At 59.7% G+C, this 14,163-nt stretch carries 10 protein-coding genes; all 10 read left to right on the top strand.

All coding sequences use genetic code 11. The features are described from left to right. Positions 1-104 precede the first annotated feature (104 nt). The 10 genes from TU73_RS15785 to TU73_RS15740 all read left to right on the top strand — a co-directional run bounded on the left by TU73_RS15785 (position 105) and on the right by TU73_RS15740 (position 14,072). Positions 105-1,019: a hypothetical protein gene (locus TU73_RS15785; protein WP_057012994.1), complete on the top strand. Its 915-nt coding sequence runs from the start codon at positions 105-107 to the stop codon at positions 1,017-1,019. 135 nt (positions 1,020-1,154) lie between these two features. Next, positions 1,155-1,934, top strand: a complete 780-nt coding sequence (yaaA, locus tag TU73_RS15780; protein WP_057012993.1) for a peroxide stress protein YaaA — start codon at positions 1,155-1,157, stop codon at positions 1,932-1,934. A gap of 893 nt (positions 1,935-2,827) precedes the next feature. After that, entirely contained in the window at positions 2,828-4,144 is a 1,317-nt protein-coding gene (locus TU73_RS15775; RefSeq protein ID WP_043049799.1) for a nucleotide sugar dehydrogenase, read from the top strand. An 83-nt stretch (positions 4,145-4,227) separates the two neighbouring features. Beyond that, positions 4,228-5,709 carry a mannuronan synthase gene (gene alg8, locus TU73_RS15770; RefSeq protein ID WP_162276325.1) on the top strand — a complete coding sequence of 494 codons (1,482 nt, stop codon included), beginning with the start codon at positions 4,228-4,230 and terminating at the stop codon, positions 5,707-5,709. A gap of 37 nt (positions 5,710-5,746) precedes the next feature. Next, positions 5,747-6,913: an alginate biosynthesis protein Alg44 gene (locus TU73_RS15765; protein ID WP_005785015.1), complete on the top strand. Its 1,167-nt coding sequence runs from the start codon at positions 5,747-5,749 to the stop codon at positions 6,911-6,913. 8 nt (positions 6,914-6,921) lie between these two features. Continuing rightward, positions 6,922-8,442 carry an alginate biosynthesis TPR repeat lipoprotein AlgK gene (gene algK / locus TU73_RS15760; RefSeq protein WP_231984818.1) on the top strand — a complete coding sequence of 507 codons (1,521 nt, stop codon included), beginning with the start codon at positions 6,922-6,924 and terminating at the stop codon, positions 8,440-8,442. After that, positions 8,439-9,926: an alginate export family protein gene (locus tag TU73_RS15755; protein WP_057012991.1), complete on the top strand. Its 1,488-nt coding sequence runs from the start codon at positions 8,439-8,441 to the stop codon at positions 9,924-9,926. Before algK ends, TU73_RS15755 begins: the two co-directional genes overlap by 4 nt. Then, positions 9,926-11,494 (top strand): mannuronan 5-epimerase AlgG, encoded by a 1,569-nt coding sequence (gene algG, locus TU73_RS15750; protein ID WP_057012990.1) that lies wholly within the window; start codon positions 9,926-9,928, stop codon positions 11,492-11,494. Before TU73_RS15755 ends, algG begins: the two co-directional genes overlap by 1 nt. Before the next feature lie 11 nt (positions 11,495-11,505). After that, entirely contained in the window at positions 11,506-12,954 is a 1,449-nt protein-coding gene (locus TU73_RS15745; RefSeq protein WP_057013078.1) for an alginate O-acetyltransferase, read from the top strand. Positions 12,955-12,962: 8 nt separating this feature from the next. Next, positions 12,963-14,072: a mannuronate-specific alginate lyase gene (locus tag TU73_RS15740; RefSeq protein ID WP_082642620.1), complete on the top strand. Its 1,110-nt coding sequence runs from the start codon at positions 12,963-12,965 to the stop codon at positions 14,070-14,072. Positions 14,073-14,163: the final 91 nt, after the last annotated feature.

Raw genomic sequence — 14,163 nt, 5'->3', positions numbered from 1 at the left:
GCCTCACATTGGCGCGGATGTGCCTTTGTCGGTAGAGTCCGTGGTTTTTAACTCGTAGAACGCGTCACAAACACTTACTTGAACGCTTAAAGGGATTTTTGAAAATGCATGAACAAGCAAGGTTGAGCAGAAGTCATGCAACATTGGGTCAAATCGGCGACCTGGTTTCCATTGAAGACATCGAGAAGATCTACCCGACCTCAGCCAGCGCGAACAATGCAGTAGAAGTTGAGTGTGCCAACCCGCGCTGCAACGTCAAAGTCAGTATCACCATCATTGCACCCGCCGAGGCCAAGAAGGACAGGAAAATAACGCCCTCCTCCCATTTTCGTGGAAAACACATCGACGGATGTGATCGCAAACCCGCACAGACAGCCCAGACCTCATCCACTGTATCCCCCACACAGCCCGCCCACCCGTTAAATACCGGTATCCCCGTGGTATGGGCCGACCCAGGCGCCACATCCCCAGGTACGGGAGGCTCAAAGCCTGGCGCTCCAGGGCAGATAAACCCATCGGGCACATCTGCTTCAGGGCGATCCCAAGTCGGGGCAGGCACCAGCCAAAGCCAGTCTCAGCGGGTCGAGAAGTTCGCCAAGGCCTGGCTCGAACTGACACAACAAGCCCGCAGGGGACAACCACTGGAAGCTCACTGGAACACCGAAGGTACCTATGCATCAGCCTTCTACCCATTCGACTATCTAAATACGCAAACGATGCTTCCAATTGGGGAGAGAATTCATACCGCCTCCGTGGTATCCGGGAGGGCGTCCAACGGCGACTTTCATATTCTCCTGAAAGAGCAAACAGCCAGCACCGTACCCAAGGTTGTCATTGTTGATGCCGCCATCCTCAACTCGAGCGCCGCAGGACGAACGCTGGGGACGCAACTCACTAACCAGACACCACAAGCCCAGAAAACCTACCTGTTTTTCTTTGGCGCATTTCATGCAAACCCCACGTCCGGTCAGGAAGAATTAACCGTCGCTCATCGTTATCACTTTTACGTGCAGACTTGACGGCCCCTCAATCCACTCGATTTCTCGACCACGGACGGGGCAAGACACGCCTATCACCATCATAGGTGGAGTCAAAACGCCCCAACCCCTAGAATCGCGCCCACGCTATACGCCACGATTCCAGGAGCCAACTTCATGCTGATGGTGATTTCCCCCGCCAAAACCCTCGACTTCGAGTCAAAGCCGGTCACTGCGCGCTTCACCCAGCCGCAATACCTGGACCATTCCCAGGAACTGATCGAACAGTTGCGCGAACTGAGCCCGGCACAGATCAGCGAGTTGATGCACGTCTCCGACAAGATCGGTGGCCTCAACGCCGCCCGCTTTGGCAGCTGGACGCCCGCCTTCACTCCGGCCAATGCCAAGCAGGCGCTGCTGGCGTTCAAGGGCGATGTCTACACCGGTCTCAACGCCGAGACCTTCAGCGATGCCGATATCAGCTACGCCCAGGATCACCTGCGCATGCTCTCCGGCCTCTACGGCCTGCTACGCCCCTTGGACCTGATGATGCCGTACCGCCTGGAGATGGGTACCAAGCTGGCCAACGCCCGTGGCAAGGACCTCTACGCCTTCTGGGGCACGCGCATCAGCGAGTGGCTGAACGAAGCACTGGCCGCACAGGGCGATGACGTGCTGCTCAACCTGGCCTCCAACGAATACTTCTCGGCGGTCAAGCGCCCAGCCCTGAATGCGCGGGTCATCAACACCGAGTTCAAGGACCTGAAGAACGGCCAGTACAAGATCATCAGCTTCTACGCGAAAAAGGCCCGGGGCATGATGAGCCGTTTTGTGATTGAAGAACGCATCAACGACCCGGCGCAGCTCAAGCAGTTCGATGTGCAGGGTTACCGCTTCAATGCGGAGCAGTCCAAGCCGGACAATTTGGTGTTTTTGCGCGATCACGCACCGGAATAAGGCCGGTACAGCCCCCAACATCAAATGTGGGAGCTGGCTTGCCTGCGATAGCGGAGGGCCAGCCGACTCACATGTTGCTGATACACCGCAATCGCAGGCAAGCCAGCTCCCACATTTTTTGCCTGCATTTCATCTCAAAAATCGTCATTTATTTGGCGTCAGAAAAATACCCAGTTACAACCCTAACGATTTCTTCACTCGACACTCGTCGGTTTTTTTCGTAGTGGCACCACTTTTTTTAATCAGTAGTGGCACAAAACTATCTTCGCTCTCCAACTCCCCATAACTACTGGCCTAAATAGCAAGTGCTATCACTATAGTGCCAGTGCCATCTTTTCTAATATTTCAAGAAATTTCCGGAAACAGGATGAGCGGCCAGGAACTTCATCCTGAAGCGCCGCTCATACCACCGGTAACGAAATTCTCTGTTTACGTAAGAGATGACTTACACAGCGACCAACGGAAGTAGTCAAGTTGTCATAAAACACTTTGACTCTATGGTCATAAGATCAACTGTTTGAGTTGAGGGTAGCGATAAGCACTTATTGCCAACCCCTGAAGGCCAAGGCAGCGCTGACCTAAATGAGCCAGTGGTGAAAACCCAAGGCATTGATATCAAAAGGCTTTCAGCCTGTATCAATGCCCTGCGGCACTGGCGCCGGAGCCCTCCACCAAGGAAGCCCGGCTGCATTTCAGGGCAAGCCCCAATAAAAAGGCCAAGTTGCGCACAACTTGAGTGCAATAGTTAGTCACTCACTATTCAACATGCCTGCACGCGGCAAGTCGGCGTCTATTCGCCTAACTTTCGCGGCATCAGTGACGCTTGCAAACATGAACTCCGGCCATCTATTGGCATGATTAAGAACGTCTTCAGTGACAAAGAGGTAAATGCGATGCGTATCAGCATATTTGGTTTGGGTTACGTTGGCGCAGTCTGTGCCGGTTGCCTGTCTGCCCGTGGCCACGAAGTGGTCGGCGTAGACATCTCCAAGGAAAAGATCGACCTGATCAACGCGGGTAAATCGCCAATCGTTGAACCGGGTCTGGGCGAACTGTTGAGCCAGGGTATCGAGACTGGCCGGCTGCGCGGTACCACCAACTTCGCCGAAGCCATTCGTGACACCGACCTGTCGATGATCTGCGTCGGTACGCCAAGCAAGAAAAATGGCGACCTGGAGCTCAACTACATCGAATCTGTGTGCCGCGAGATCGGTTTTGTGCTGCGTGACAAGACCACCCGCCACACCATCGTAGTGCGCAGCACCGTACTGCCGGGCACCGTCGCAAACGTGGTAATCCCGATCCTCGAAGACTGCTCCGGCAAGAAAGCCGGCGTCGACTTCGGCGTTGCGGTCAACCCCGAATTCCTGCGTGAATCCACTGCCATTGCCGACTACGACCTGCCACCGATGACCGTTATCGGCGAGTTCGATAAGGCCTCCGGCGATGTCCTGCAATCGCTGTACGAAGAACTCGACGCGCCGATCATCCGCAAGGACATCGCCGTAGCCGAAATGATCAAGTACACCTGCAACGTATGGCACGCCACCAAAGTCACCTTCGCCAACGAGATCGGCAACATCGCCAAGGCCGTCGGCGTTGACGGTCGTGAAGTGATGGAAGTGGTCTGCCAGGACAAGACCCTCAACCTGTCCCAGTACTACATGCGCCCAGGCTTCGCTTTCGGCGGTTCGTGCTTGCCAAAAGACGTGCGTGCCCTGACCTACCGCGCCGGCTCCCTGGACGTGGAAGCGCCGTTGCTTAACTCGCTGATGCGCAGCAACGAGTCTCAGGTACAGAACGCCTTCGACATCGTTTCCAGCCACGACAAGCGCAAAGTTGCGCTGTTGGGCCTGAGCTTCAAGGCCGGTACCGACGACCTGCGTGAAAGCCCACTGGTGGAACTGGCGGAAATGCTGATCGGCAAGGGCTACGACCTGAGCATCTACGACAGCAACGTCGAGTACGCCCGTGTGCACGGTGCGAACAAGGACTACATCGAAGGCAAGATCCCCCACGTGTCGTCCCTGCTCAACTCGAACTTCGACGACGTAATCAACAACTCCGACGTGATCATCCTGGGCAACCGCGATGAGAAGTTCCGTGCCCTGGCGCAGAACGCCCCGCATGGCAAGCAAGTGGTCGACCTGGTGGGCTTTATGTCCAAGGCCACCAGCGTGAGCGGCCGTACCGAAGGTATTTGCTGGTAACAGCAACGGCAAGTTTCAGGCTGCAAGTGTCTTTATCCCCAGCGCTTGCAGCCTGAAGCCTCCTCCCCCTGCGGATGACGCTTATGTCCAAGTTAAAACATATATTTCTGCAAGCGGCCGGCTGGTTGTTCTTCCTCAGCCTGCTGATGGGTCTCGCCCTGCTGTTGCCGGCGAGCACCTTCGACTCGCAATCGAAGAATTTTATTTTCCTGATTGGTGCCGTGGGTATCTGGCGCTACTCCATGGGCGCGACGCATTTCTTTCGCGGCATGCTGTTCCTGTACGTGGTTTACCCGCACCTGCGCCGCAAAGTGCGCAAGCTGGGCAAGGCCGCCGACCCGTCCCATGTGTTCCTGATGGTCACCAGTTTCCGTATCGACGCGCTGACCACCGCCCAGGTCTACAGCTCGGTGATCCGTGAAGCCATCGAATGCGGCTTCCCTACGACCGTGGTCTGCTCGCTGGTGGAAATGTCCGATGAGCTGCTGGTCAAGAGCCTCTGGGAAAAGCTGAACCCGCCGGCCCACGTCAAGCTCGATTTCGTGCGCATCGCCGGTACCGGCAAGCGTGACGGCCTGGCCTTTGGCTTCCGTGCTATCTCTCGCCACCTGCCGGATGACCGCGCCGTGGTAGCCGTAATCGATGGCGACACCGTGCTCGCTGAAGGCGTGGTGCGCAAGACCGTGCCCTGGTTCCAGCTGTTCGGCAATGTCGGCGGCCTGACCACCAACGAATTCTGCGAAGTGCGCGGCGGCTACATCATGAGCGAATGGCACAAGCTGCGCTTCGCCCAGCGCCACATCAACATGTGCTCGATGGCCCTGTCCAAGCGCGTGCTGACCATGACCGGGCGCATGTCGGTGTTCCGTGCCAGCGTGGTCACCGACCCGGGCTTTATCGCCGACGTGGAAAGCGACTCGCTGCAACACTGGCGCCTGGGCCGCTTCAAGTTCCTCACCGGGGATGACAAGTCCAGCTGGTTCAGCCTGATGCGCCTGGGCTACGACACCTTCTACGTGCCGGACGCCGCGATCAACACCGTGGAGCACCCGCCGGAAAAGAGCTTTATCAAGGCCAGCCGCAAGCTGATGTTCCGCTGGTACGGCAACAACCTGCGTCAGAACTCCCGCGCCCTCGGCCTGGGTGTACGTCGCCTCGGCCTGTTCACCAGCGTGGTGCTGTTCGACCAGCGCGTGTCGATGTGGACCTCGCTGCTTGGCCTGACCGTGGCGATGATTGCCACCTTCAAGTACGGCGGCGCGTTCATCCTGGTCTACCTGCTGTGGATCGGCCTCACCCGCCTGATCCTGACCCTGCTGCTGTCGTGCTCGGGCCACAAGATCGGCCCGGCCTACCCGATGATTCTCTATTACAACCAGATCATGGGCGCGTTGGTGAAGATCTACGTGTTCTTCCGCCTTGATCAACAGTCCTGGACCCGCCAGGACACCAAACTGACCCGCGATTTGGCCAGCTTTCAACGTTGGTTCAACACCTGGTCGTCTCGGACCATGACCTTCTCCGCCGGCAGTATCTTCGTTGCCGTGTTGCTGATGATGGTCTGACCCTGCCAAGCCTGAATTAACTAGGAACTAGAACATTATGAACAGCCAAGTAAACGCCAACGTTGTCCACGAATCCGAAGCCCAGCGCCAACATGCACGGGTCAAAATCCCGGCCAAGCTGCGCTTCTTCAACAGCGACCGCACGCCGACCGAAGCGCGGGTCATCGACCTGTCCGCCGGCGGCCTGGCCTTCACCGCGACCCAGCCGCTCACCGTCGGCCAGGTACACAAGGGCCGCCTGCAGTTCGTGATCGATAACCTCGGCCTGGCCATGGATGTGGAGCTGCAGATTCGCTCCTACGACCGCCAGACCGGCCGCACCGGCTGCCAGTTCCAGAACCTCGATGCCCAGGACATTTCCACCCTGCGCCACCTGATCACTTCGCACCTGTCCGGCGACATCGTGACCATGGGCGACGTGCTGGCGACCCTGCAACGCGACAACTTCACCAAGGCACGCAAGGTCAAGGACGGCGGCAGCGGCATGACCGCATTCGGTCGCCTGCGCGCCGTGACGTTCAGCCTGGCGATTTTCCTGGTGGGCCTGGCCGCGTTCGGTTTTGTCTTCAAGTCCCTCTACGGCATGTACTTCGTCAGCCACGCCCAGGCCGGCCTCGTCAGCGTGCCGGGCATGAACGTGACCATGCCCCGTGACGGCACCGTACAGAGCCTGCTCAAAGGTGATTCGGTTGCGGCCAAAGGCGCGCCACTGGCGACTTTCAGTACCAGCATGCTAGATGTACTCAAGGGCCATCTGGACGAAGACCAACTGCAACCGGCCAAGGTTGAAGAGCTGTTCGGCAAGCAAATGACCGGCACCCTGACCTCGCCATGCGATTGCGTGGTCGCCCAGCAACTGGTCGCCGACGGCCAGTACGCCAGCAAGGGCGACGTGATCTTCCAACTGGTGCCACGTGGCAGCCAGGCCAATGTGGAAGCACGCTTCACCTATCGCCAGTTCGGTGATGTGCGCCCGGGTACGCCAGTGAGCTTCCAGGTGGCCGACGAAGAACAGGTTCGCACCGGCACCATCGTCAGCAGCACCAGCCTGAACAGCGCCGACCTGTCCTCTGACATCCGCGTACAGATCAAGCCGGATGCACCGTTGGACAGCACCTACGCCGGCCGCCCGGTGGAAGTCACCAGCGACCGTGGCCCGTCCCTGAACTGGCTGATCGACAAAGCCATGGCTCACGGTCTGTAAGCGAGGACATGCCTGTGACTCTTCCAAATACACCGTTGACCCATGTGGGAGCCGGGCTTGCCCGCGATGCAGGCGACTCGGCGCATCAGTTGCACCGCAGCGATGCCATCGCAGGCAAGCCAGCTCCCACACAGAGCAGATTTCACTTGGCCTCTGCGTACTGCGCGCTGGCACTGGCCGTGAGCCTGGCCGGTTGCGCAGGCCTGCCCGACCAGCGCCTGGCCAACGAAGCCCTCAAGCGTGGCGATACCGTCACCGCGCAGCAGAATTACCAGCAACTGGCAGACCTGGGCTACAGCGAGGCCCAGGTGGGCCTGGCCGATATCCAGGTAGGCACCCGCGATCCGGCGCAGATCAAACAGGCCGAAGCCACTTACCGTGCGGCGGCGGACACTTCGCCCCGCGCCCAGGCACGCCTGGGTCGCCTGCTGGTGGCCAAGCCTGGCGCCACCGAAGCTGAACACCATGAAGCCGAAACCCTGCTGAAAAAAGCCTTTGCCAATGGCGAAGGCAACACCCTGATCCCGCTGGCGATGCTGTACCTGCAATACCCGCACAGCTTCCCTGACGTGAATGCCCAGCAGCAGATCAGCAAATGGCAAGCGGCCGGTTACCCGGAAGCCGGCCTGGCCCAGGTGCTGCTGTATCGCACCCAGGACACTTACGATCAGCATCTGGATGATGTAGAGCGCATCTGCAAAGCCGCGCTGAACACCACCGATATCTGCTACGTCGAGCTGGCCACGGTCTATCAGAAAAAACAGCAGCCGGAACAACAGGCCGAACTGCTCAAGCAAATGGAAGCCGGTTACAGCCGTGGCAGCGTCACCGCCCAGCGCGTCGACAGCGTCGCCCGCGTACTTGGCGATGCCACCCTCGGCACCCCGGACGAAAAAACCGCCCAGGCTTTGCTTGAAAAAATCGCCCCTGCCTACCCGGCGTCCTGGGTCAGCCTGGCGCAACTGCTCTACGACTTCCCCGAAATGGGCGACGTCGACCAGATGATGAAGTACCTGGACAACGGCCGCGCCGCCGATCAGCCACGCGCCGAATTGCTGCTGGGCAAGCTCTACTACGAAGGCAAGTGGGTGCCAGCCGACGCCAAGGCCGCCGAAGCCCACTTCGAAAAAGCCGTGGGCCGTGAAGTGGCCGCCGATTACTACCTCGGCCAGATCTACCGCCGTGGCTACCTCGGCAAGGTTTACCCGCAAAAAGCCCTGGACCACCTGCTGACCGCTGCGCGCAACGGCCAGAACAGCGCTGACTTCGCCATCGCCCAGCTGTTTTCCCAAGGCAAGGGCACCAAGCCCGACCCATTGAACGCCTATGTCTTCAGCCAACTGGCCAAGGCCCAGGACACGCCAGAGGCCAATGACCTGGCTACCCAGCTCGAGGCGCCATTGACCCCTGCGCAACGCGCCGAAGGCCAACGTCTGGTGCAACAGGAACTGGCCGCCCGCGGCACCCTGGCCCAGAGCACGCTGCAACTGCACGCCCTGCAAGAAGAAGACGGCGAGGAATCCCTATGAAGCTCAACCCATTCGTCAAGGCCGGCATCGGCCTGACCTTCGCCCTGCTGTGGTCGTGCCCGACCCTGGCCGCGCTGACCGAAGCCAAGAACTTCGGCCTGGAGGTCAAAGCCACCGCACAGTCCGAAGATGATCGCGACCTGGGCACCCAGAAAGGCGGCGACGTCAACGGTATCGGCCTCGACCTGCGCCCGTGGATCTACGGCGAAAGCGGCGCGTGGAGTGCCTACGCCATGGGCCAGGCGGTCGTGTCCAGCGACATCATCGAGACCGACACCCTGCAACAGTCGGCCGATGACACCACCGAACAATCGAGCAACGACGACCGCAAGGCCAAGAAAAACTACCTGGCCCTGCGCGAGTTCTGGGTCGGCTACAGCGGCTTCACGCCCTACCCCGGCGAGATCCTCAAGTTCGGTCGCCAGCGCCTGCGCAATGACGACGGCCAATGGCGCGACACCAACATCGAAGCGCTGAACTGGACCTTCGACACCACCTTGCTCAAGGCCAATGTCGGCGCCGCCGAGCGTTTCAGCGAATACCGCACCGACCTCAAGGAACTGTCGCCGGTCGACAAGGACCGCCAGCACTTCTACGCCGACGCCGCCTACCAGTGGACGCCGGGCCAGTGGATCGGCCTGCGCGGTCACCACACCCATGACGACGGCAAGCTCGACTACGCCGAACCGGGTGTCGCCAACGACCCATTGGACAAGCGCGAGAATGGCGACCTGACCTGGCTCGGCATCGAAGCCAACAGCGACGCCTATAACTGGCGCAACACCAATACCGTCAACTACTGGGCCAGCATCACCGGCATGCGCGGCGACCGCGACACCGTGAATGCCTTGAATGCCGACGGCACTCGCCCGACCAATGCCAAGCGCAGCGATAACGTGAGTGGCTGGGCCACCGACCTCGGCGTGCGCCTGCGTCTGGACCCGCAATGGCAAGTGGGCGCGGCCTACTCCCGCGCCAGTGCCGAGTACGAGCAGAACGGCCTGCAAAGCAACCGTTCGAACTGGACCGGTACCCAATCCCGCGTACACCGCTTCGGCGAAGCGTATCGCGGCGAGATGAACAACATGCAGTCCATGAGCCTGTTCGGTTCGTGGCAGTTGCGCGAGGACTACGACGCCAGCCTGGTGTACCACAAGTTCTGGCGCGTGGACGGCAACAAGCCGGTGGGCAGCAACGGTATCGATGCAGTGCAGAACAACACCGATGACGTCACCGGCGCGATCCTCTCCAGCACCTCCCTGCCCCTTGAAGACGGCAAGAAAGACCTCGGCCAGGAGATGGACCTGGTGGTCACCAAGTACTTCAAGAAAGGCTTGCTGCCCGCCGCGCTGAGCCAGTCGATCGACGAGCCGTCGGCCCTGGTGCGCTTGCGTGCCGGTGTGTTCAAGCCAGGTGACGCCTATGGCAGCCAGGTCGACTCCTACATGCACCGCGCGTTCGTCGACGTGGTCTGGAAATTCTGATGGGAGCCTGCGCCATGAATGCTCAAAGCCTACTCGTCGCGGCAATGCTGTTGGCCAGCGCCACAGCGTTTGCCGATACGACGGCCAAGGCGCCGATCATCGCCAAGGAACTGCAACAGGCCAAGACCTACACCATTTCCAGCCCGCCCACCGCGCCGCTGGAAATGGCCAAGCCTGCCCTGCCGGACCTGTCGGGCTACACCGCCGCAGCGATGGAAAAGAAGATCGTCAAGACCAAGCCGGGCAAGATCAGTGTGCGCCGCATGATGCAGGAAGACGCGCTCAAGGACTTTATCGGTGGCGATAACAAGATGGCCGAATGGGTGGTGCGCCAGCACGGCATTCCCCAGGCGATCTTTGTCGATGATGGCTACATGAACCTCAAGGACCTGCTGGGCAAGGTGCCCAAGCAGTACTTCAGCGAAACGTCGCCAGGTGTGTTTTTGGCCAAGCTGCCGATCGTGGTCGGGCGCAAGGGCATCCTCGATATCGACAAGAACACCCAGGAATTGCGCCTGTCCCAACAAGCCGGCGCGTTTTTGATCAACGACGGCCAGCTGTTTGTGCGCGAGACCAAGGTCACCGGTTGGGATGAAAAAGCCAACGGCCCGGCGCTGTTCAAGTCGGCCAAGGAATTCCGCCCGTTCCTGCTGGCCTGGGGCGGCACCGAGACCTATATCTCCAAGACCAAGATGGCCAGCTTCGGCTACGCCAACAGTAAGTCCTACGGGGTGAGTATTTCCCAGTACACGCCGAACATGGCCAAGGTGCTCAAGCGTCCTGAGCCGACCGGCTGGATCATCGATTCCGAGTTCTCGGACATGTGGTACGGCTTCTACTGCTACGAGACCACGGGCTTTGTGATCAAAGGCAATACCTACAAAGACAACATCGTCTACGGCATTGACCCCCATGACCGGTCCCACGGCCTGATCATCGCCGACAACACCGTGTACGGCACCAAGAAGAAGCACGGCATCATCATTTCCCGGGAAGTGAACGACAGCTTCATCTTCAACAACCGCAGCTACGACAACAAGCTCTCGGGCCTGGTGATCGACCGTAACAGCGTGAACAACCTGATCGCCGACAACGAGATCTACCGCAACCACACCGACGGCATCACCCTCTATGAGAGCGGCGACAACCTGCTGTGGGGCAACAAGGTCATCGCCAATCGTCGCCACGGCATTCGTGTGCGTAACAGCGTGAACATCAAGCTCTACGAAAACACCTCGATGGCCAACGGCCTGACGGGGCTCTACGGCCACATCAAGGACTTGACCGACACCGACCGCGACATCGCCCTCGACCCATTCGACGCCAAGGTCTCGCTGATCGTGGTGGGTGGTGAACTGGCGGGCAACGGCAGCGGGCCGTTGTCCATCGATTCGCCGTTGAGTGTCGAGCTGTACCGCGTGTCGATGCTGGCGCCGACCAAATCCAGCGGCATCAGCTTCAACGGCATTCTTGGCGAGCGCCAGGAAGAAATTCTCGACTTGCTGGTGCGCCAGCAGAAAGCCGTGCTGATCGACCCTGTCGAACGCCAGACCGAAATGCAGGACTGAGGATGACCCTTATGCACCCACACATGATCAAACTGCTGCGCCTCTCGGGTCTGACCCTCGGCCTGCTCGCGGCCAGCCAGGGCGTGCGCGCCGACGAAGCCAAGGCGCCGACCTTCACCGCCGAGCCATGCTGCAGCCTGTGCCCGGCCGCCCATGATGCGAAGAACTACACCACGCGCTACCAGCAGAACTTCACCACCCTGGTCCAAGCCCAGGGCGACTGGCTGTTCCGTACCCAGGAAGACCTGCGCACCGAATTCGACACCACACCGGCAGGCTACAAACGCATGCAGCAGTTGCACGATGCGTTCAAGGCCAAGGGCGTGGAACTGGTGGTGGTCTACCAGCCGACCCGTGGCCTGGTGAACCGCAACAAGCTCAACCCTGAAGAAAAAGCCAAGTTCGACTTCGACAAGGCCCTGACCAACTACAAGACCATGCTTGGCCGTTTCGCCAAGATGGGCTACGTGGTACCGGACCTGTCGCCACTGACCAACGAGCAATTGCCGGACGAATTGCCGGCGCACGATTTCTACTTCCGCGGCGACCAGCACTGGACCCCGTACGGCGCCCAGCGCACGGCGAAAATCGTCGCGGCCAAGGTCAAGCAGATGCCTGAGTACGCCGAGATTCCCAAGCGCGAATTCGAGACCAAACGCTCGGGCCGCATGGGCAAGACCGGCACCCTGCACAACATGGCCGGGCAACTGTGCGGCACCAGCTATGCGATCCAGTACATGGACCAGTTCACCACCGAGCCCAAGGGCGAAGCCGGTGACGGCGACCTGTTCAGCGATTCGGGCAACCCGCAGATCACCCTGGTGGGCACCAGCCACAGCGGCAAGAACTACAACTTCGCCGGCTTCCTCCAAGAGGAAATCGGCGCCGACATCCTTAACGTCGCCTTCCCCGGCGGTGGCCTGGAAGGGTCGATGATCCAGTACCTGGGCAGCGACGAATTCCAGAAAACTCCGCCGAAGATCCTGATCTGGGAATTCTCGCCGCTGTACCGCCTCGACCAGGAAACCATCTACCGCCAGATGATGGCGCTGCTGGACAACGGCTGCGAAGGCAAGACTGCGCAGATGTCTGCCAGCACCACCCTCAAGCCCGGCAAGAACGAGCTGATGGTCAACAGTGCCAACAAGGACCTGCGCAACGCCAACCACCAGGTCGATATCCGCTTCGCCGATCCGTCGGTGAAAACCTTGCAAGCCACCCTCTGGTACATGAACGGTCGCCACGAGGACATCAAGATCGAGAAACCCGAGACATCCGATACAGACGGGCGTTTCGCCTTTGAACTGCGCACCGATGAAGACTGGGCCTCGCAGAACTTGCTGGCCGTGGAAGTGCAGGGCCCGGAAAAGGGTGCTGCCGCGCAGAAGGTCGAAGCGAAAATTTGCACACGCAACGTATTCCCGGCCGGCGGCCAACAAACCGCCGCAGCTGGGCAATGAGGTTACTTATGCAGAAGTTACTGATTCCATCGTTGCTGGGCCTGGCGATCTTCGCCGGGGCCGCCAACGCCGCCGCGCCACTGCGTCCGCCCCAGGGCTATTTCGCACCGATCGAAGCGTTCAAGACCGGCGACTTCAAGAATGATTGCGACGCCATGCCCGCGCCGTACACCGGCTCGCTGCAATTTCGCAGCAAGTACGAAGGTTCGGACAAGGCGCGTTCCACGCTGAATGTGCAATCCGAAAAGGCCTTTCGCGACAGCACCGCCGACATTACCAAGCTGGAAAAAGACACCAGCAAGCGGGTGATGCAGTTCATGCGTGACGGCCGCCCCCAACAGCTCGAATGCACGCTGAACTGGCTGGTGTCGTGGGCCAAGGCGGATGCGTTGATGTCCAAGGACTTCAACCACACCGGCAAGTCCATGCGCAAATGGGCATTGGGCAGCATGGCCTCGGCCTATGTACGTCTGAAGTTCTCCGAATCGCAACCGCTGGCCAAGCACCCGCAGGAAGCCCAGCAAATCGAAGCCTGGTTCAACAAGCTGGCCGACCAGGTGGTGAGCGACTGGGACAACCTGCCGCTGGAAAAAACCAACAACCACTCCTATTGGGCCGCCTGGTCGGTGATGGCGACGTCCATCGCCACCAACCGCCGCGACCTGTTTGATTGGGCGGTGAAGGAATACAAGGTTGGCGCCAACCAGGTCGATGACCAAGGCTTTTTGCCGAACGAGTTGAAGCGCCAACAGCGCGCCCTGTCGTATCACAACTACGCCCTGCCGCCGCTGTCGATGATCGCCAGTTTTGCGCTGGTCAATGGCGTGGACCTGCGCCAGGAAAACAACAGCGCGCTCAAGCGCCTGGGCGACAAGGTGCTGGCCGGGGTGAAAGACCCGGAGATCTTCGAGCAGAAGAACGGCAAGGAGCAGGACATGAAGGACCTCAAGGAAGACATGAAATTTGCCTGGCTTGAGCCCTTCTGCACGCTCTACACCTGCGCGCCGGATGTGATCGAGCGCAAGCATGAGATGCAGCCGTTCAAGACGTTCCGCCTGGGTGGCGACCTGACCAAGGTCTATGACCCGGCGCACGAAAAAGGCAACAAAGGCAGCTGATACATAGCTCCGGTTGGACTCGGTCCAACTGTGGGAGCTGGCTTGCCTGCGATAGGGGCCTGACATTCAACATTGATGTCGACTGATACAC

It is taken from the genome of Pseudomonas libanensis (assembly GCF_001439685.1).
Classification (GTDB): Bacteria; Pseudomonadota; Gammaproteobacteria; order Pseudomonadales; family Pseudomonadaceae; genus Aquipseudomonas; species Aquipseudomonas libanensis.
This window is presented reverse-complemented; position numbering and strand designations above follow the sequence as displayed.

What these genes read in the sequence shown, in the direction of transcription:
- TU73_RS15740 (WP_082642620.1), top strand. Translation starts at nt 12,963, where the DNA reads ATGCAGAAGTTACTGATTCCATCGTTGCTGGGCCTGGCGATCTTCGCC.
- algG (WP_057012990.1), top strand. Translation starts at nt 9,926, where the DNA reads ATGGGAGCCTGCGCCATGAATGCTCAAAGCCTACTCGTCGCGGCAATG.
- TU73_RS15765 (WP_005785015.1), top strand. Translation starts at nt 5,747, where the DNA reads ATGAACAGCCAAGTAAACGCCAACGTTGTCCACGAATCCGAAGCCCAG.
- alg8 (WP_162276325.1), top strand. Translation starts at nt 4,228, where the DNA reads ATGTCCAAGTTAAAACATATATTTCTGCAAGCGGCCGGCTGGTTGTTC.
- yaaA (WP_057012993.1), top strand. Translation starts at nt 1,155, where the DNA reads ATGCTGATGGTGATTTCCCCCGCCAAAACCCTCGACTTCGAGTCAAAG.
- TU73_RS15775 (WP_043049799.1), top strand. Translation starts at nt 2,828, where the DNA reads ATGCGTATCAGCATATTTGGTTTGGGTTACGTTGGCGCAGTCTGTGCC.
- algK (WP_231984818.1), top strand. Translation starts at nt 6,922, where the DNA reads ATGCCTGTGACTCTTCCAAATACACCGTTGACCCATGTGGGAGCCGGG.
- TU73_RS15745 (WP_057013078.1), top strand. Translation starts at nt 11,506, where the DNA reads ATGCACCCACACATGATCAAACTGCTGCGCCTCTCGGGTCTGACCCTC.
- TU73_RS15755 (WP_057012991.1), top strand. Translation starts at nt 8,439, where the DNA reads ATGAAGCTCAACCCATTCGTCAAGGCCGGCATCGGCCTGACCTTCGCC.
- TU73_RS15785 (WP_057012994.1), top strand. Translation starts at nt 105, where the DNA reads ATGCATGAACAAGCAAGGTTGAGCAGAAGTCATGCAACATTGGGTCAA.